This is a genomic window from Paracidovorax citrulli, from assembly GCF_900100305.1.
In the GTDB taxonomy this organism is placed as follows: domain Bacteria; phylum Pseudomonadota; class Gammaproteobacteria; order Burkholderiales; family Burkholderiaceae_C; genus Paracidovorax; species Paracidovorax citrulli.
On record NZ_FNEY01000010.1, the window covers coordinates 124520 to 141415 of the forward strand.

Annotated in this window: 15 protein-coding genes; 2 read left to right on the top strand and 13 right to left on the bottom strand. The window is 70.9% G+C overall.

The features are described 5' to 3' along the window. Positions 1 to 28: 28 nt before the first annotated feature. From BLR99_RS09275 to BLR99_RS09330, 12 genes are all read right to left on the bottom strand, one after another. Positions 29 to 739: an ABC transporter ATP-binding protein gene (locus BLR99_RS09275; RefSeq protein WP_046060103.1), complete on the bottom strand. Its 711-nt coding sequence runs from the start codon at positions 737 to 739 to the stop codon at positions 29 to 31. Continuing rightward, positions 736 to 1503 carry an ABC transporter ATP-binding protein gene (locus BLR99_RS09280; protein WP_046060102.1) on the bottom strand — a complete coding sequence of 256 codons (768 nt, stop codon included), beginning with the start codon at positions 1501 to 1503 and terminating at the stop codon, positions 736 to 738. The genes BLR99_RS09275 and BLR99_RS09280 overlap by 4 nt, the downstream gene beginning before the upstream one ends. Next, positions 1500 to 2495 (bottom strand): branched-chain amino acid ABC transporter permease, encoded by a 996-nt coding sequence (locus tag BLR99_RS09285; RefSeq protein WP_170838038.1) that lies wholly within the window; start codon positions 2493 to 2495, stop codon positions 1500 to 1502. Before BLR99_RS09285 ends, BLR99_RS09280 begins: the two co-directional genes overlap by 4 nt. 7 nt (positions 2496 to 2502) lie before the next feature. Continuing rightward, a complete protein-coding gene (locus BLR99_RS09290; protein WP_013594508.1) occupies positions 2503 to 3423 on the bottom strand; it encodes a branched-chain amino acid ABC transporter permease in 921 nt (306 codons plus the stop codon). A gap of 21 nt (positions 3424 to 3444) precedes the next feature. Continuing rightward, complete coding sequence (locus tag BLR99_RS09295) at positions 3445 to 4644, bottom strand: ABC transporter substrate-binding protein (RefSeq protein ID WP_011796247.1); 1200 nt, start codon at positions 4642 to 4644, stop codon at positions 3445 to 3447. Positions 4645 to 4723: 79 nt separating this feature from the next. After that, positions 4724 to 6343 carry an AMP-binding protein gene (locus BLR99_RS09300; RefSeq protein ID WP_011796248.1) on the bottom strand — a complete coding sequence of 540 codons (1620 nt, stop codon included), beginning with the start codon at positions 6341 to 6343 and terminating at the stop codon, positions 4724 to 4726. Positions 6344 to 6419: 76 nt separating this feature from the next. Then, a complete protein-coding gene (locus BLR99_RS09305) occupies positions 6420 to 7589 on the bottom strand; it encodes an acyl-CoA dehydrogenase family protein (RefSeq protein ID WP_011796249.1) in 1170 nt (389 codons plus the stop codon). 1 nt (position 7590) lies between these two features. Beyond that, positions 7591 to 8445 carry an enoyl-CoA hydratase family protein gene (locus BLR99_RS09310; protein ID WP_011796250.1) on the bottom strand — a complete coding sequence of 285 codons (855 nt, stop codon included), beginning with the start codon at positions 8443 to 8445 and terminating at the stop codon, positions 7591 to 7593. Next, the gene (locus BLR99_RS09315) at positions 8442 to 9053 is read right to left on the bottom strand and encodes a MarR family winged helix-turn-helix transcriptional regulator (RefSeq protein WP_011796251.1); all 612 of its coding nucleotides are present in this window, start codon (positions 9051 to 9053) and stop codon (positions 8442 to 8444) included. Before BLR99_RS09315 ends, BLR99_RS09310 begins: the two co-directional genes overlap by 4 nt. 29 nt (positions 9054 to 9082) lie before the next feature. After that, positions 9083 to 9847 (bottom strand): SDR family NAD(P)-dependent oxidoreductase, encoded by a 765-nt coding sequence (locus BLR99_RS09320; RefSeq protein WP_011796252.1) that lies wholly within the window; start codon positions 9845 to 9847, stop codon positions 9083 to 9085. Positions 9848 to 9849: 2 nt separating this feature from the next. Then, positions 9850 to 12186: a bifunctional salicylyl-CoA 5-hydroxylase/oxidoreductase gene (locus BLR99_RS09325; RefSeq protein WP_074687079.1), complete on the bottom strand. Its 2337-nt coding sequence runs from the start codon at positions 12184 to 12186 to the stop codon at positions 9850 to 9852. 138 nt (positions 12187 to 12324) lie between these two features. Beyond that, positions 12325 to 13716, bottom strand: a complete 1392-nt coding sequence (locus tag BLR99_RS09330) for a hypothetical protein (protein WP_046060101.1) — start codon at positions 13714 to 13716, stop codon at positions 12325 to 12327. Between the two features lie 299 nt (positions 13717 to 14015). On the opposite strand from BLR99_RS09330, the gene BLR99_RS09335 reads away from it, so the two are divergent. Together BLR99_RS09335 and BLR99_RS09340 are read left to right on the top strand one after the other, a co-directional pair. After that, on the top strand, positions 14016 to 14819 hold the full coding sequence (locus BLR99_RS09335) for an alpha/beta fold hydrolase (protein ID WP_017439520.1): 804 nt from the start codon (positions 14016 to 14018) through the stop codon (positions 14817 to 14819). Beyond that, complete coding sequence (locus BLR99_RS09340) at positions 14813 to 16351, top strand: sensor histidine kinase (RefSeq protein ID WP_046060100.1); 1539 nt, start codon at positions 14813 to 14815, stop codon at positions 16349 to 16351. Before BLR99_RS09335 ends, BLR99_RS09340 begins: the two co-directional genes overlap by 7 nt. Before the next feature lie 201 nt (positions 16352 to 16552). On the opposite strand, the gene BLR99_RS09345 is transcribed toward BLR99_RS09340, so the two are convergent. Next, the coding region (locus tag BLR99_RS09345; RefSeq protein ID WP_139160152.1) for an integrase core domain-containing protein at positions 16553 to 16896 on the bottom strand (344 nt) is incomplete at its 5' end.

Here is a 16896-nt window from a genome sequence, read left to right on the forward strand (position 1 = left end):
CTCGAAAATCGTCATCGTTGAGCGGGGGTCACACGCCCACGTAGCGCTGCCACAGCGCCGGGTCGGCCGCGAGCGCGTCCGATCCGCCCTGCCAGACCACGCGGCCGCGCTCGATGATGGTGTGGCGGTCGGCGAGCCGCACGAGGCGGCGCACGTACTTGTCGATGACCAGGATGGTCTGGCCCTGCGCGCGCAGGGCGTCCAGGCAGCGCCAGATCTCCTCGCGGATCAGCGGCGCCAGCCCTTCCGTCGCCTCGTCGAGCACGAGCAGGTGCGGGTTGGTCATGAGCGCGCGGCCGATGGCCAGCATCTGCTGCTCGCCGCCCGAGAGCTGTCCGCCCATGTGCGAGGCCCGCTCGGCCAGCCGCGGGAACAGCGCATGCACGCGGTCGAGTGTCCACGGGTCGGCGGCGGCGTTGCGGCGCGCGGCGAAGGCCACGAGGTTCTCGCGCACCGAGAGGTTGGGGAAGATCTGCCGTCCCTCGGGCACCACCGCGAGGCCCATGCGGGCGATGCGGTCCGGCGCCAGGCGCTCGATGCGCTCGCCGCGAAAGCGCACCGATCCGGCCTTCGCGCGCGTGAGCCCGAGCAGCGCGCGCACCGTCGTCGTCTTGCCCATGCCGTTGCGGCCCAGCAGCGTGGCGACCTCGCCGGCGCGGATGTCGAACGCGATGCCGAACAGCACCTGGCTGCTGCCGTAGGCGGCCTCCAGCCCCTCGACTTCGAGCAATGCGCTCATGGCGTGGCCTCCTCCAGTTCGTCGCCCAGGTAGGCGCGTCGCACGTCGGGGTGCTGGCGGATGGCCTGCGGGGTGCCGGTGGCGATCACGCGGCCCGAGACGAGCGCGGAGATGCGGTCGGCCAGGCGGAAGACGGCATCCATGTCGTGCTCGACCAGCAGCAGCGTCACTTCGCCGCGCAGCCCCTGCAGCAGGCCGACCATGCGCTCGGATTCTTCCGGCCCCATGCCGGCCATGGGTTCGTCCAGCAGCAGCAACCGGGGCCGCAGCGCCAGCGCCAGCCCCACTTCGAGCTGCCGTTGCTGGCCGTGGGACAGCGCACCGGCCAGTTGCGCCGATTGGTCCCCCAGGCCGACGCGCTCCGCCACGGCCTGCGCCTCGGCATAGCGCTCGCGCTCGGCGCGCGCCGGGCGCCAGAAGCCGCGGGCGCCGCCGGTGCGCGCCTGCACGGCGAGCGCGAGGTTGTCGAGCACCGGCAGCCGGGGGAACACGCTGGTGATCTGGTAGGAGCGCACCAGCCCGCGCCGCACCCGCGCATGGATCGGCAGGCCGGTGACATCCTCGCCGTCGAAATGGATGTGCCCGCTGGTGGGCGCGAGCGTGCCGGAGAGCTGGTGGATCAGCGTCGTCTTGCCGGCGCCGTTGGGGCCGATGAGCGCATGCACCTCGCCTTCGAGCACCGACAGTTCCGCATGGTCGGTGGCGAGCAGGCCGCCGAAGCGGCGCACCAGCTGCTCGGTCCGCAGGAGGACGCGCGCGCTCATGGCCGCCCCGCCTTCGCACGAGCGGCTCGATCGGCCCGCGCGAGACTCAGCAGCCCGTTGGGTGCCACCAGCACCACGACGAGCAGCACGGCGCCCAGGCCGAACTGCCAGTGCATGGTGTGGGCCGCGAGCACTTCCTCGATCAGGAGGAACGCCACCGCGCCGACGAAGCCGCCGTAGAGGCGCCCCACCCCGCCCAGGATCACCATCACCATCAGCATGCCCGACTGGCTCCACTGCAGCGCCGCGGGGCTGACGAAGCCGGCCTGGTTGGCCAGCAGCGCACCGGCGAGCCCGGCGATGGCGCCCGCGAGCGTGAAGGCCGCGAGCTTGGTGCGATAGACCGGAAAGCCGAGCGCGGCCATGCGCGTCTCGTTCTCGCGGATGCCCTGCAGCGCATGGCCGAAGCGGGCATTGAGCAGCCGCGCCAGACCGATGAAGACCAGCACGCACAGCGCCAGCACGCAGTAGTAGAAGCGCGCGTCATCCGCCAGATCGAGCCAGGGGCCGACCTGCGAACGCGACGCGAGCGAGAGGCCGTCCTCGCCGCCATAGGCCTTGAGCGACACCATCAGGTAGAACAGCATCTGCGCGAACGCGAGCGTGATCATGATGAAGTACACGCCCTGGGTGCGCAGGCTGACCAGGCCGATCACGAAGGCGAACAGCGCGCCCGCGGCGATGGCGGCCGGCCAGGCGATCCAGGCGGAGGCGATGCCCTCCTGCATCAGGATGCCCACCGCGTAGGCACCCACGCCCACGAAGGCCGCATGGCCGAAGCTGACCATGCCGCCGAAGCCGAGGATCAGGTTCAGGCTGGTGGCGGCCAGCGCGAAGACCAGGATGCGGCTCGCCACGCCGATGTAGAAGCCCTCGTCCAGCGCCTGCGCGATGGTGGGCAGCAGCGCCAGCAGCACGAGCAGCGGGATGCTCCAGCGCGGATGCAGGCCGTGGTCCAGCAGGCTGGGGGGATGCAATGGGGTGGGCGGCATGGTGCTTTCAGCCATGGGAGGGGAACAGGCCGCGCGGCTTCCAGAACAACACCGCCGCCATCAGCACGTAGATCAGGATCGAGGCCACGGCCGGGCCCGCGCCCGCCGCGGCGGCAGGCCCCAGCAGGCGCTCGGCGAGCAGCGGCACGAGCGTGCGGCCGGCGGTGTCCACCAGCCCGACCAGCAGCGCCCCGACCAGCGCACCGCGGATGGAGCCGATGCCGCCGATCACGATCACCACGAAGGCCAGGATCAGGATGCTCTCCCCCATGCCCACCTGCACGGCCAGCAGCGGCCCGAGCATGCCGCCCGCGATGGCGCAGAGCGCCGCGCCCAGCGCGAAGATGCCGGTGAACAGCCGGCGCACGTTGGTGCCCATGGCCATCGCCATCTCGCGGTTGGAGGCGCCCGCGCGCACCTGCATGCCGACGCGCGTGCGCGTGACCAGCACGTAGAGCAGCAGCGCCACCGCCAGCCCCACGCCGATGATGAAGAGCCGATAGGCCGGGTAGGAGAAGCCCGGCAGCAGTTCCACCGGGCCGGCCAGCGCGGGCGGCGGATTGAGCGGCACCGGCTGCGAGCCCCACACCATGCGCACGGCCTCGTTGGCCATGAGCAGGATCGCGAAGGTGCCCAGCACCTGCGAGAGGTGGTCGCGCCGGTAGAGGCGCCGCAGCACGGACACCTCCAGCAGCACGCCGATCGCCGCCGTGGCGAGCGTGCCGCCCGCCAGGCCGATCCAGAACGAGCCCGACGCCGTGGCGATGGCCGCGATCAGGTAGGCGCCCACCATGTAGAGCGAGCCGTGCGCCAGGTTGATCATGTCCATAATGCCGAACACCAGCGTGAGGCCGGCGGCCAGCAGGAACAGCATCAGCCCGAACTGCAGGCCGTTGAGCGATTGCTCGAGAAGCAGGAGCCCCGTCATGCGCGCGACCGGCCCGTGGCCTCAGGAGGGCATGCGGCATTCGCCGGCGTAGGCATCGGCATGCGCCTCGAACACGCGGCCGACGGTCTTGTTGGTGATGCGGCCCTGCGCGTCCTTCACCACTTCGCGCAGGTAGTAGTCCTGCACCGGGTAGTGGTTGGTGTTGAAGCGGAACGGCCCGCGCACGGACTCGAACGGCGCGGCCTCCAGCGCCTTGCGCAGCGCGGCCTTGTCCTCCAGCTTGCCGCCCACGCGGCGCACGGCGCCGTCGATGAGCCGGGCCGCGTCGTAGCCCTGCGCCGCGTACAGCGTCGGCAGGCGGCCGTATTCCTTCTGGAAGTCGGCCACGAAGCGCTTGTTGGCGGCGTTGTCCATGTCGTGGGCCCACTGCGAGCTGTTGAAGATGCCCACCATGGCATCGCCCACCGCGCGGATCACGTCCTCGTCGGCCGAGAAGCCCGGGGCGAAGAGCTTCATCTCCTTGCCCAGGCCGGCACCGGTGAACTGCTTGACGAAGTTCACGCCCAGGCCGCCCGGCAGGAACACGAAGACCGCGTCGGCGCCCGAGGCGCGGATCTTGGACAGCTCCGCGCCGTAGTCGAGCTGGCTCAGCGGCGTGTAGGCCTCCATGACCACCTCGCCCTTGTAGAAACGCTTGAAGCCGGCCAGCGCGTCCTTGCCCGCCGGATAGTTGGGCGCGAGCAGCGCCACCTTCTTGAAGCCGCGGTCCTGCACGGTCTTGCCCACGGCCTCGTGCATGTTGTCGTTCTGGTAGGAAGCGCTGAAGAAGTACGGGTTGCATTGCGCGCCCGCGTACTGCGACGGCCCGGCGTTGGCGCTGATGTAGAAGGTGCGCGACTGGAACACCGGCTGCCCGACGGCCAGCATCACGTTGGAGAACACGATGCCGGTCATGAAATCCACGCGCTCGCGCTTGACCAGCCGGTCGGCCGTCTGCTTGGCCGCGTCGGGGCTCTGCTGGTCGTCCGCCACGGTCACTTCGGCCGGCAGGCCGCCGAGCCTGCCCGCGCCCTGCTTCACCGCGAGCTGGAAGCCATCGCGGATGTCGATCCCGAGGCCCGACCCGGGGCCCGACAGCGTGGTCAGCAGGCCGACCTTGACCTTGTCCGCGGCCTGGGCGCCACCGGCCAGCAGGGCGACGGCCGCGCAGAGGGCGGCGGATGTGGAGGAACGGTGCTCGCGGGACGGGAGGAATGGCATCGAGGGCTCCTTGGCACTAGGCGGCAGGCGGTGGATGGAAGGGAGGAAAGCGCGCGGCCCGGTGGCGCGCGCGCCGGCATCATGCCGGGGCATGTAGCTTAAAGCGCTGCAGCTTCCCCGTTTGCGTGCGCGGAAGCCGATCGGTGAATTCCACGGCGCGGGGGTATTTGTACGGAGCGACCGTGCGCTTGACGAAATCCTGCAATGCCTGCACGGTGCCGTCGTCCGCCGCGGTGCCGGGGCGCAGCACCACGAAGGCCTTGACGATCTGGCCGCGCTGCGCGTCCGGCACGCCGATCACGGCGCATTCCGCCACCGCGGGGTGGGCCAGCAGCGCCTCCTCCACCTCGGGCGCGGCGATGTTGTAGCCGGCCGAGACGATCATGTCGTCGGTGCGCGCCTGGTAGAAGAAGTAGCCGTCCGCATCCATCAGGTAGGCGTCGCCGGTCAGGTTCCAGCCGTCCTGCACGTAGGCCCGCTGCCGCTCGTCCGCGAGGTAGCGGCAGCCGGTCGGTCCCCGCACCGCCAGCCGGCCCACGGTGCCCGGCGGTACCTCCCGGCCCGCCTCGTCCACCACGCGGGCCCGGTAGCCCGGCACGGGCCTGCCCGTCGCGCCGGGCCGCGCGCCCGCCTCGTCGTGGGAGATGAAGATGTGCAGCATCTCCGTGGCGCCGATGCCATCGATCAGTTCGATGCCGGTCGCCTCCTTCCAGAGCGCGCGCGTGGAGGCGGGCAGCGCCTCGCCGGCGGACACGCACTTGCGCAGCGGCGTGCCGCGCAGCAGCGCGCCGTCGGCCGCCAGCGTGCGGTAGGACGTGGGCGCCGTGAAGAGCACCGTCGCGCCGAACTGCTGGATGGCCTCCAGCAACTGCGGGGGCCCGGCCTTTTCCAGCAGCACCGTGGAGGCGCCGATGTGCAGCGGAAAGAGCAGCAGCCCGCCCAGCCCGAAGGTGAAGGCCAGCGGCGGGCTGCCGATGAAGACGTCGTCCGCGCGCGGACGCAGCACATGCGGCGGCCAGCAGTGGCAGATGGCCATCACGTCGCGGTGGTAGTGCATCGTCGCCTTGGGCACCCCCGTGGTGCCGGAGGTGAAGCCCAGCAGGCAGCAGTCGTCGGACGCGGTATCGACGTTGGTGAACCCGGCCGAGGCCCCGGCCATCAGCGCCTCCAGCCCTTCAGGCCCGGCATCGTGGAAGTGGCGCACCGCGCGCAGCGGCGAACCGGGCTCCTGCGCGGCGAGCGCCAGTTCCTCGGCCAGCGACGCGTCGCACAGCGCATGCGTGACCTGGGCGATGTCGATGATCGCCTTCAGCTCCTTGGCGCGCAGCAGCGGCATGGTGGCCACCGCGATGCCGCCAGCCTTCATCACCGCGAACCAGCAGGCCGCGAGCATGGGGTTGTTGGGCGCGCGCAGCAGCACGCGGTTGCCGGGCTGCAGGCCCATGCGGTGCACCAGCACGTTGGCGATGCGGTGGGCCTTGTCCTGCAGGTCGGCATAGGTCCAGGCGACGCCGCCCGGTGCCCGGATGCACAACCGCCCGCCCCGCCCTTCGCGCACGTGCACGTCCAGCAGCGGATCGGCGCAGTTCAGGCGCTCGGGGAACTGCAGTTCCGGCAGTTCGAACAGGTACTCGGGCTGCTGCGCGGCCGGAGGAAGGCGGTCGCGCGCGAAGGTATCGACGTGGGCGCTGGCATGCATGGCGTCTTCCTTGTCCTTTCCGGTTCCGGATCGATGAGCCGTCGTGCAAAAGGGCCGTCGTGCACAAGGCGCGGCGTCAGCCGGCGGCGGCCCCGGCAACCGCCGCGGACTTGAGCAGGTCGCGGCCGATGATGAGCTGCTGCACCTCGGTGGCCCCTTCGTAGATGCGCAGGGCGCGGATCTCGCGGTAGAGGCGTTCCACCGGCTGCCCGCTCACCACGCCGAGCCCCCCGAAAAGCTGCACTGCCGCATCGATCACCTGCTGCGCGTTCTCGGTGGCCGTCATCTTGGCCATGGCGGCCTCGCGCGTGACGACCGCGCCGCGGTCGCGCAGCCAGGCGGCGCGGTAGGTGAGCAGCGCCGCGCTGTCGATGGCCGTGGCCATCTGCGCGAGCTTCGCCTGGGTGAGCTGGAAGTCGGCCAGCACGCCGCCGAACATGCGGCGCGTGGTGGCGCGCGACAGCGCCTCGTCCATCGCGCGCCGCGCGAAGCCCAGCGCCGCCGCGGCCACGGAGGTGCGGAACACGTCCAGCGTGCGCATGGCCACCTTGAAGCCCTCGCCGGGCGCACCCAGGCGCTGCGCAGCGGGCACGCGGCAGCCGTCGAAGCGCAGGCGCGCGAGCGGGTGCGGCGCGATCACCTCGATGCGCCCGGCAACCGAGAAGCCCGGCGCGTCGGCATCGACGATGAAGGCGCTGATGCCGCGCGCGCCGGGCGCCTCGCCGGTGCGCGCGAACACCACGTAGAAGTCGGCGATGCCGCCGTTGGAGATCCACGTCTTCTCGCCGTCGAGCACGTACCCGTCGCCCTCGGCGCGCGCCGTGCAGCCCATGGCCGCGACGTCGGAGCCGGCCTCGGGCTCCGAGAGCGCGAAGGCGGCGATGGCCTCGCCGCGCGCCACGCGCTCGAGGTAGCGCGCGCGCTGCTCCGGCGTGCCGTGCAGGCTGATCGCCCCGCTGCCCAGGCCCTGCATGGCGAACGCGAAATCCGCCAGGCCCGAATGGCGCGCCAGCGTCTCGCGGATCAGGCAGAGCGTGCGGGTGTCGATCGCGGCGCCGGATTCGCCCACGGCATGGCGCAGCCAGCCGCCCTCGCCGAGCGCGCGCACCAGGGCGCGGCATTCGGCGTCCACGTCGGGGCCGTGCTGAGCATGCAGATGGGCCTGTGCCCAGGCATCCAGGTCGCGGGCCAGCTGCGCATGCCGCGGCTCGAAGAACGGCCAGTCGAGATAAGTCACGTCCGCCATGTCAGTTTCCTTCGAAGCGCGGTTTCTGTTTTGCGACGAACGCACGGTAGGCCCGAGAGAAATCCTCCGTCAGCATGCAGATCGCCTGCGCCTGCGCCTCGGCCTCGATGGCCTGCTCGATGGTCATGGCCCACTCCTGGTGCAGCATGGTCTTGGTGATGCCGTTGGCGAAGGCCGGCCCCTCGGCCAGTTGCGCGGCGAGCGCCTGCGCCTCGGGCAGCAGGGCATCGGCCTCGCACAGGCGGTTGAAGAAGCCCCAGCGCTCGCCCTCCTCCCCGCCCAGGCTGCGGCCGGTGTAGAGCAGTTCGCTCGCGCGGCCCTGGCCGACGATGCGCGGGAGCATCGCGCAGGCGCCCATGTCGCAGCCCGCCAGCCCCACGCGGTTGAAGAGGAAGGCCGTCTTGCTGCGCGCCGTGCCCAGGCGCAGGTCCGACGCCATCGCCATGATCGCGCCCGCGCCGGCGCACACGCCGTCCACCGCCGCCACGATCGGCTGCGGGCAGGTGCGCATGGCCTTGACCAGCTCGCCCGTCATGCGGGTGAACATCAGCAGCTCGGGCGCCTTCAAGGCGACCAGCGGGCCGATGATCTCGTGCACGTCGCCGCCCGAGCAGAAATTGCCGCCCGCGCCGGCCAGCACCACCGCCCGCACGTCGTCGGCCAGCCGCAGGCCGTGGAACAGGTCGCGCAGCTCGGCATAGCTGTCGAAGGTGAGCGGGTTCTTGCGCTCGGGCCGGTTCAGCGTGATCGTGGCCACGCCGACCTGCACGTCCCACAGGAAGTGTTCGGCCCGGTAGCCGGCGAGCGGCCGGCGGTTGCCGGCGACGAGCCGGGGATCGATGCGGGGTTCGGTCATGGGAGGGATTTCCTGCTGCGTTTCGATGGGGTGTCGGGAAGGCCGGCCGCCTCGCCCGGGGCCTGGGCGGCCGGGTCCGCGCCGGCCGCGACCTGCCGCTGCACGAGGTGCACGCGCAGCAGGCCGAGGTGTTCGTAGAGCGCGTCCTTGCTGGCCGCGGGCAGGCCGTCGAACAGGCCGGAGAGCCAGCGCTCGTGCTCCGCCGCCATGGCCGCGAAGTCGGTCCGGCCCTTGTCCGTCAGGCGCACGCGCCAGGAGCGGCGGTCTTCCGGGTCTTCGGTGCGTTCGACCAGCCCTTCCTTGACGAGCTGGTCCGTCAGTCCCGTGACGTTGCCGCCCGTGACCATGAGGTAGCGCGAAAGCACGTTCATGCGCAGCCCGCCGGGATGCCGGTCCAGCTGCGCGAGGTAGTCGAAGCGCGGCAGCGTCGTATCGAAACGGGTGCGCAGCCACTGCCGCACCTGCTGCTCGATCTGCGTGCTGCACGCCAGCAGCCGCAGCCAGATCTTGATGTCCAGGTGGTCGCCGGCCTGGGCGCGCGCCTCCAGGCCGATGTGCTCGTCGCCCAGTGCCTGCACGAGGCGGAAGCTCTGCTTGCGGGTGGCCATGGGGTGCTTCGTCCTGTCCGGTCGGCCGCTCACATGACCTCGCCGCCGCTGACCGAGACGGACTGCCCGTTCACCGACCGCGCGCCATCCGTGCACAGCCAGGCCACCGCGTCGGCGACCTCCTCGGGCGCCACCAGCCGGCCCTGCGGATTGGCGCGCACGAAGCCCTCGCGCGCGGCCTCGGCGCTGCGGCCGGTCTTGGCGACGATGCGCTCGATGCTCTCGCGCACGATGTCGGTATCGGTGTAGCCGGGGCAGACGGCGTTCACGGTGACGCCCTTGGCGGCCAGCTCCAGCGCCAGCGCCCGCGTGAGGCCGATCACGCCGTGCTTGGCCGCGCAGTAGGCCGCCACGTAGGCGTAGCCCACCTGCCCCGCCGTGCTCGCCACGTTGACGACGCGGCCCCAGCCGGCCTCCAGCATGTCCGCCAGCGCGGCCTGGGTGCAGACCATGGTGCCGGTCAGGTTCACGTCCAGCATGCGCTGCCACAGCCGCGCGTCGGTCTTGAGGAACGGCGCGCTCTCGGCCTGCCCCGCGTTGTTGACCAGCACCTGCACCGGCCCGAACCGCTCCCGGGCGGATGCCAGCGCCTGCGCCACCTGCCGCGCATCGGCCACGTCGGCGGCCACGCCGTGCAGGTGCGCCGCATCGGTGGCGGAGAAGGTCCGCGCAGCCTCCGCATCGCGGCCGAGCACCGTCACATGCAGGCCATCGGCCACGAGCCGCCGGGCGATGGCGGCGCCGATGCCGCGCGTGCCGCCGGTCACCAGGGCATGCCGTTGGGTCTTGTCCATCGTCAGCCCTTCCCGCCCGCCGCCGCCATGGATTTCTCGCGCTCGAAATGCGCCTCCAGCTGCTGCTTGCCGGAGCGGTACTGCCGCGGCCAATCCACCGCCGTGTAGCCGATGCGCGCGGCCTCCGCCAGCGTCCAGGCCGGGTTGGCCAGGTGCGGCCGCGCCACCGCGCACAGGTCGGCCCGGCCGGCGGCCAGGATGCTGTTGGCATGGTCCGCCTCGCTGATGGCGCCGACGGCGATGGTGGCGATGCCAGCCTCCTGCCGGATGCGGTCGGCGAACGACGTCTGGAACATGCGGCCATAGACCGGCTTCTCGCGCTTGCTCACCTGGCCCGAGGAACAATCGATCATGTCCGCGCCCGCGGCCTTGAACGCCCGGGCGATCTCCACCGCGTCCTGCGGCGTGGTGCCGCCCTCCACCCAGTCGTGGGCGGAGATGCGCACCGACAGCGGCTTGTCCTGCGGCCATGCGGCACGCACCGCGGCGAACACCTCCAGCGGATAGCGCAGGCGGTTCTCCAGCGGGCCGCCGTACTCGTCTTCGCGCTGGTTGGTGAGTGGCGAGAGAAAGCTCGACAGCAGGTAGCCGTGGGCGCAGTGCAGTTCCAGCCAGTCGGCGCCCGCGGCATCGGCGGCGCGCGCGGCCTGGGCGAACTGCTCGCGCACGGCATCCATGTCGGCGCGGGTCATCTGCCGCGCGCGCTGGCTCACGCCTTCCAGGTACTGCTGCGGCGAGGCGGAAATGATGGGCCAGTTGCCCTCGGGCAGCGGCTGGTCGATGCCCTCCCAGGCCCGGCGCGTGGAGGCCTTGGCGCCCGCATGGCCGATCTGGATGCCGAACTTCGCGTCGGTGTTCGCATGGATCCAGTCGGCGATGCGGCGGAAGGCCGCCGTGTGCCCGGGGCGGTACAGGCCCGGGCAGCCCGGGGTGATGCGGCCTTCGGCGCTCACGCAGGCCATCTCGGCGAACACGAGGCCGGCACCGCCCATGGCGCGCGCGCCCAGGTGCACCAGGTGGTAGTCGCCCACCAGGCCGTCCTCCGCCGAATACTGCGCCATGGGCGAGACCACGATGCGGTTCTTGAGCGTCGCGCCGCGCACGGTGAGCGGCGTGAACATGGGCGGCGGAGGCCGGCTGCCGGCCGGCACGTCGATGCCCGCGCGGCGCGCGAACCAGCGCTCGTAGCCCTCCAGCCAGCCCGCATCGCGCAGGCGCAGGTTCTCGTGGCTGATGCGCTGGCTGCGCGTGAGCATCGAATACATGAACTGCTCGGGCTCCAGCTGGTCGCAGTACCGGTCTCCGCACACCTCGAACCATTCCATCGCGTTCCAGGCCGCGTTCTGGATGCGCAGCGTCTCCACGCGGCGCGCCTCCTGGTAGGCCGCGAGCACGGCGGGAATGCCCTCGCGGCCACCGCCCAGGCGGCCGAACTGGCGCGCGAGTTCGATCGCATCCTCGATGGCGAGCTTGGTGCCCGAGCCGATCGCGAAATGCGCCGTGTGCACCGCGTCGCCCATCAGCACCACGTGGCTGCCGCGGGGGTTGCGCAGCCACCATTGCGCGCACACCACGCGCTGGAAGTTCAGCCAGGCCGAGCCGCGCAGGTGGCGCGCATTGCTCATCAGGGGCGCGCCGCCCAGCGTGTCGGCGAACACGCGCTCGCAGAAGGCGATGGACTGGTCCTGGTCGGCCTGGTCCAGCCCGTGCGCCTTCCACACCGCCTCCGGGCACTCGACGATGAAGGTGGTCGTGCGGTCGTCGAACTTGTAGATGTGTGCCTGGAACCAGCCATGCTCCGTGCGCTGGAAGTCGAACGTGAAGGCATCGAACAGCTTGTGCGTGCCCAGCCAGATGTAGCGGTTGGGCCGCGTGACGATGTCGGGCTGGAACACGTTGGCATAGCGGCCCCGGATGCGGGAGTTCACTCCGTCGCAGGCGATGACGAGGTCGGCGTCGGGATAGTCCTCGTCGGAGGCGGCCTCGGTCTCGAACACCAGCTTCACGCCCAGGCGCTCGCAGCGCGCCTGCAGGATATTGAGCAGCTTCTTGCGCCCGATGCCCACGAAACCGTGCCCGCCCGAGCGGATCGTGCGGCCCTTGAAGCGCAGCTCGATGTCGTCCCAGTGGTTGAAGGCCTCCTGGATTTCGTCGGCGGTCTCGCGGTCCCAGGCGCGCATGTGGTCCATGGTGGCATCGGAAAACACCACGCCCCAGCCGAAGGTGTCGTAGGGCTTGTTGCGCTCCACCACGGTGACGTCGTGGGCGGGGTCCTGCTGCTTCATGAGCAGCGCGAAATACAGGCCCGCCGGGCCGCCACCGATGCAAACGATCTTCATGCGCAGGTCTCCAGGGCCGTCCGGGCCTGCGGCAACTTTAGGAATAGATGATTTAGATGTCAACTAATTGAAGGGCCATCTTTCTCCGGGAAAACGCGCAGGCGATCCATTCGCGCTCGCCTGCGCAGCCCCTGCGGGTCATGCCCGCCGGCCCGCTTCCAGGTCCGGCGCCTCCGCGGCGCCGAAGCGGGCCTGGGCCCAGGCCATCAGGCTGAAGGACGTCTGCTGCAGGCCCTGGCGGATCGTGCGCGCCACATAGGCGCCGCCCCGCGCGGCATAGGGCGCTCCCAGCTCGATCGTGCCGGACATCAGCCCCATGATGAGGACCGACGAAGCCCGCTTGCCCGAGAGCATGCCGGCGTCCGCCCGGTCCGCCGGCAGACCCGCGGGCGATCCGGCGCGGTCGATGGACGCATTGGCCGCGAACAGCTCGGCGATGAAGCACCCCACCGTGGCCACCACCGCCACGGGCACGGGAGACGCCACGAGCGACTTCGCGCCCTCGAGCGCCGCGGAGCCGACGCCCTGCAGCGATTCCTTCCACGGGCGCCGGGTCTGGTCGATGACCTCGCCCAGGTCGCTGCGCAGCAGCATGCGCGCATCGTAGGGCACCTCCTGCGAGAGCCTGTGCACGCCCCGGGCGCCCGCGGCCAGCATCCCGCCGAAGCCGTCGAGCAGCGACGCGTCGATGCGGTCGGCCCACACGCGGTTGACGCTGTTGTCGCCCCGGCCCTCGATCGCGGCCTGCACGAAAGGCTCCACCACGCGCGGCAGGTTCTTCGCGACATTGAATCCTGCGGCCAGGCCCGCATTGCGGATCTGCTCGGCATGCGGGTCCGGGCGCAGGGCGGCGGGCAGGCGGTCCAGCCCGGAAGGGCCGTTGTAGAGGCGCGGCGCGACCACCGCATTGCCGACCGCCCTCACCAGCACGTCCAGCGCACCCACGCCCACGCCGACCACGAAGCCCAGCCGCGGCGTGTTCCGCAGCAGATCCGGGGGCAGCAGCGACACCAGCTTCTCGTTGGCCGCGGTGATCCCGGTCATGTACCCCGCCCCGTTGCTGAAACCCAGCCCCGCGAAACCGAGCACCGCGTCGTGGCGCCAGGCCGTGGAGAGAAAACTCCGCAGCTTCTCCGGGGTATCGATGCCCTTGTCCAGCAGCACCTGGGTATTGCGCCGCAGCCGCTGCACGACCTCCGCGTCCCGCGCCTGGGCGGGCTCCAGCAGGGCATGGACGATCCCTTCCGCGGTTTGCAGCACCGGCAGCGCTTGCACCGGCAGCGCCACGGCATCGCAGGCGGGGCGCGCGGGCAGGCCAGCCCGCAACAGGGCGTCCGCGGCCTGCGGCGACGGCATGGAGTTCGTGCGCCGCAGGCTGCGGAGGGAACCTGCATCCGGGGCTGGCAGGGAGCCGCGTGGAGACCCGGGCTCGGGCCCGGCCGCGCTGTCGGCACCCTGGTGGGGCAACAGCGCCGCGGCGGCGGTGGTGGGTGACGCGGAAGCGGTACGCAGGGAAGAAGAAGTGGGCATGGCAGCAAATGAAGATATGGAGTACGAACAACGGCCTCCCGCGTTCTCACGGGATACCTGCGATTGCCCCAATCTACGGACGCGGGAAGCTGCCGCGCGCAGTGCCCGCGAAGCGGCGGGGACAGGCACGAAACAAGCCGCAGGAAGGAATGGCGACCGCCACCGTGCGCCCCGTCCTGCCAGATTCCACGGGGCGCGCCGTTTCACCCACGGCCCCGGCGGTCATGGACAGGGCAGATGTCCCATAATGGCTGAGTCGTGCCGCGGCTGGCATCGCCCGGACATCACCAGGAGCTTGCATGTCGGTCAGGCGCAGAAACAACGTGAAGGTCCAGGGCAACGGCGCCGGCTGCCTCGTGTTCGCGCACGGCTTCGGCTGCGACCAGAACATGTGGCGCCTGCTGGCGCCGCGATATGCCGCGCGCTGGCGCGCCATCACCTTCGACATGGTGGGCAGCGGCCTGTCCGACCTCGGCGCCTACGATTCCGGCAAATACGCCTCGCTCCACGGCTATGCGGACGACGTGCTGGAGATCATCGACGAATTCGCTCCCGGCCCCGTGGTCTTCGTGGGGCATTCGGTGGGCGCCATGATCGGCCTGCTGGCCGGCATCCGCCGGCCCGGAAGGATCGCCGGCCACGTCATGGTCGGCCCCTCCCCCTGCTACATCGACGACGGCGACTACGTGGGCGGCTTCTCCCGCGAGGACATCGATTCCCTGCTGGACACCCTCGACGCCAACTACCTGGGCTGGGCAAGCCAGATGGCGCCCGCCATCATGGGCGCCCCCGACCGCCCCGAACTCGGCGAAGAGCTCACGGCCAGCTTCTGCCGCACCGATCCCGACATCGCCCGGCAATTCGCGCACGTCACCTTCCTCTCCGACAACCGGGCCGACCTGCACCGGCTGAAGGAACCGGCGCTGGTCATCCAGTCCAGCGAGGACATCATCGCGCCGCGCGCGGTGGGCGACTACCTGCTCCGCCACCTGCCCCGCGGCACGCTGCGGGTCATCGAGAACGTCGGGCACTGCCCGCACCTCAGCGCCCCGGGCGCGTGCGGCGCCGTGATGGACGAATTCCTCTGCGCGATCGGATGGTAAGCGCGGAAGAACTCTTCGACCGCATGCCCTGCGGGCTGCTGGTGACCAGCCCGTCCGGCCTGATCCTCAAGGTCAACCGGACCCTGTGCCAGTGGACCGGCATCCCCCCGCACGAACTGGTCCGGCAGACAAAGCTGCAGGAACTCTTCACCGTGGGCGGCCGGATCTTCCACCAGACCCACTGGCAGCCCATGCCGGAAATGCAGGGCGCCACCTCGGAGGTCAAGCTCGACATCCGCCGCGGCGACGGCACCACCTTCCCCGTCCTGCTCAACGTGGTGCGCCGCACCAGCGGCGAGGACACCTTCGACGAGATCGCCGTGATGGTGGCGGAGGAACGCAACAAATACGAGCGCGAACTGCTGGCCGCCCGCAAGCGCGCCGACGACATGGTGGCCAAGGAGCGGCAGGCGCAGCAGGCCCTGCAGGCGTCCCGCTCGCGCCTGCGGCAGGCCATGCAGTCCGGGGCCATCCACGTCTGGGACCTGGACCCCGCCACCGGCCGGCGGCGCTTCGGCGCCGACGTCGCCGTCCTGCTGGGGCTGGACCCGGACCGGCCCGTGGGCGAGGACGACTTCGTGGCCCACATGGTGCCCGAGGACCGCGCCGCGGAGCGCGCCGCGCTCGACCGCGCCCTGCGCACCGGCGAGCCCTACCAGTTCAAGCACCGCATCATCGACGCGGAAGGGCACCGCCGCGTACTCGTCTCCTCCGGCCAGGGATTCCGGGGCGACGACGGCATGCTCACGGAATTCGTGGGCATCTTCAGCGACATCACCGAGGCGGAACACGGCCGCGCCCTCGCCGAAGACCGCGCCGTGTTCGCCGAGCAGATGATCGGCATCGTCAGCCACGACCTGCGCAACCCGCTCACCACCATCCTCCTGGCCACCGACCTGCTGACGCGCCAGGCGGCCTCGCCCACGCCCACCCCGCCGGACACGGCCGCGCGCATGCTCGGCAACATCACCCGCGCCGGGCAGCGCGCCAGGCGCCTGATCGCCGACCTGCTCGATTTCACGGTCGTGCGCCTCGGCGCAGGCCTGAGCGTCTCGCGCCGCCCCACGGACCTCCACCAACTCACGGCCCGGATCATCGAGGAGCTGTCGGTGGCCTTCCCCGGCCGCACCATCGAGCATGTCGCCAAGGGCGGCGGAGAGATCAGTGCCGACCCGGACCGCATCGCCCAGCTCCTGGGCAACCTCGTGGGCAACGCCATGGCCTACGGCACGCCGGGCAGCACCGCCACGGTCTCCACCGCGGTGGAGTCGGGCACCGCCCGCCTGGCCGTGCACAACCACGGCGACCCCATCCCCCGGCACACGCTAGGCCGCCTTTTCCAGCCCATGGTGCGCGGCGTGGCCGCGGACGACACCTCCGCGCGCAGCGTCGGGCTCGGCCTGTTCATCGTGCGTGCGATCGCGCAGGCGCACGGCGGGCAGGTGGTCGTGCAGTCCAGCCACGACCACGGCACCGAGTTCGCGTTCTCGTTCCCGGCCCGGGCGACCGAAGGTGGTGCCGTGCGGGAGTGAGCGGGCACGCATCGGCAACGGTTTCCTGGTGCTCCACCTGTTGACAATTGGTTCCAGCGCGCCATAGTTGAGTCCATTCAAAAGGCGGTACCCCAATCCGGAGGTTGCGCGCCACCAAGGAGGGATCCATGCGCGGTCGGTCACGGCTTTCATTGTGGGCTTGCGCCCTGCTCTTCTGCGGGCTGGCTACCCTCGTTCCGCCTAGCTGTTGAGTCTCACGAGGTTGTTCACACCCGGAATGCGTGTGATGGGAGGCTGATGGCCGAGCGCGGAGTGTGGCCGGCACCAGTTGTAGCCGTCAATGAAGGGCTGCAGGGCAGCCGTGCGTTGGGCTGAGCTTTCGTAGGGTCTGGCATAGGCCCACTCCCGCAGGCTGGTCTGTACGAATCGCTCGGCCTTGCCGTTGGTCTTGGGCGTATAGGGCCGCGTGCGGATGTGGCGGATGCCCAATTCCTCGCAGGCCGCGCGGAAGGCGTTTTTGTAGCCAGAGCCGTTGTCGGTCATGACGCGCTCGATGCGTACGCCGATGTTGGCGTAGTAGGCCA

Bases quoted from the DNA above. Each gene is read 5' to 3' on its own strand.
- BLR99_RS09315 (WP_011796251.1), bottom strand. From the start codon at position 9,053: ATGGCCACCCGCAAGCAGAGCTTCCGCCTCGTGCAGGCACTGGGCGAC.
- BLR99_RS09335 (WP_017439520.1), top strand. From the start codon at position 14,016: ATGTCGGTCAGGCGCAGAAACAACGTGAAGGTCCAGGGCAACGGCGCC.
- BLR99_RS09310 (WP_011796250.1), bottom strand. From the start codon at position 8,445: ATGACCGAACCCCGCATCGATCCCCGGCTCGTCGCCGGCAACCGCCGG.
- BLR99_RS09340 (WP_046060100.1), top strand. From the start codon at position 14,813: ATGGTAAGCGCGGAAGAACTCTTCGACCGCATGCCCTGCGGGCTGCTG.
- BLR99_RS09330 (WP_046060101.1), bottom strand. From the start codon at position 13,716: ATGCCCACTTCTTCTTCCCTGCGTACCGCTTCCGCGTCACCCACCACC.
- BLR99_RS09305 (WP_011796249.1), bottom strand. From the start codon at position 7,589: ATGGCGGACGTGACTTATCTCGACTGGCCGTTCTTCGAGCCGCGGCAT.
- BLR99_RS09300 (WP_011796248.1), bottom strand. From the start codon at position 6,343: ATGCATGCCAGCGCCCACGTCGATACCTTCGCGCGCGACCGCCTTCCT.
- BLR99_RS09295 (WP_011796247.1), bottom strand. From the start codon at position 4,644: ATGCCATTCCTCCCGTCCCGCGAGCACCGTTCCTCCACATCCGCCGCC.
- BLR99_RS09320 (WP_011796252.1), bottom strand. From the start codon at position 9,847: ATGGACAAGACCCAACGGCATGCCCTGGTGACCGGCGGCACGCGCGGC.
- BLR99_RS09280 (WP_046060102.1), bottom strand. From the start codon at position 1,503: ATGAGCGCGCGCGTCCTCCTGCGGACCGAGCAGCTGGTGCGCCGCTTC.
- BLR99_RS09275 (WP_046060103.1), bottom strand. From the start codon at position 739: ATGAGCGCATTGCTCGAAGTCGAGGGGCTGGAGGCCGCCTACGGCAGC.
- BLR99_RS09285 (WP_170838038.1), bottom strand. From the start codon at position 2,495: ATGCCGCCCACCCCATTGCATCCCCCCAGCCTGCTGGACCACGGCCTG.
- BLR99_RS09290 (WP_013594508.1), bottom strand. From the start codon at position 3,423: ATGACGGGGCTCCTGCTTCTCGAGCAATCGCTCAACGGCCTGCAGTTC.
- BLR99_RS09325 (WP_074687079.1), bottom strand. From the start codon at position 12,186: ATGAAGATCGTTTGCATCGGTGGCGGCCCGGCGGGCCTGTATTTCGCG.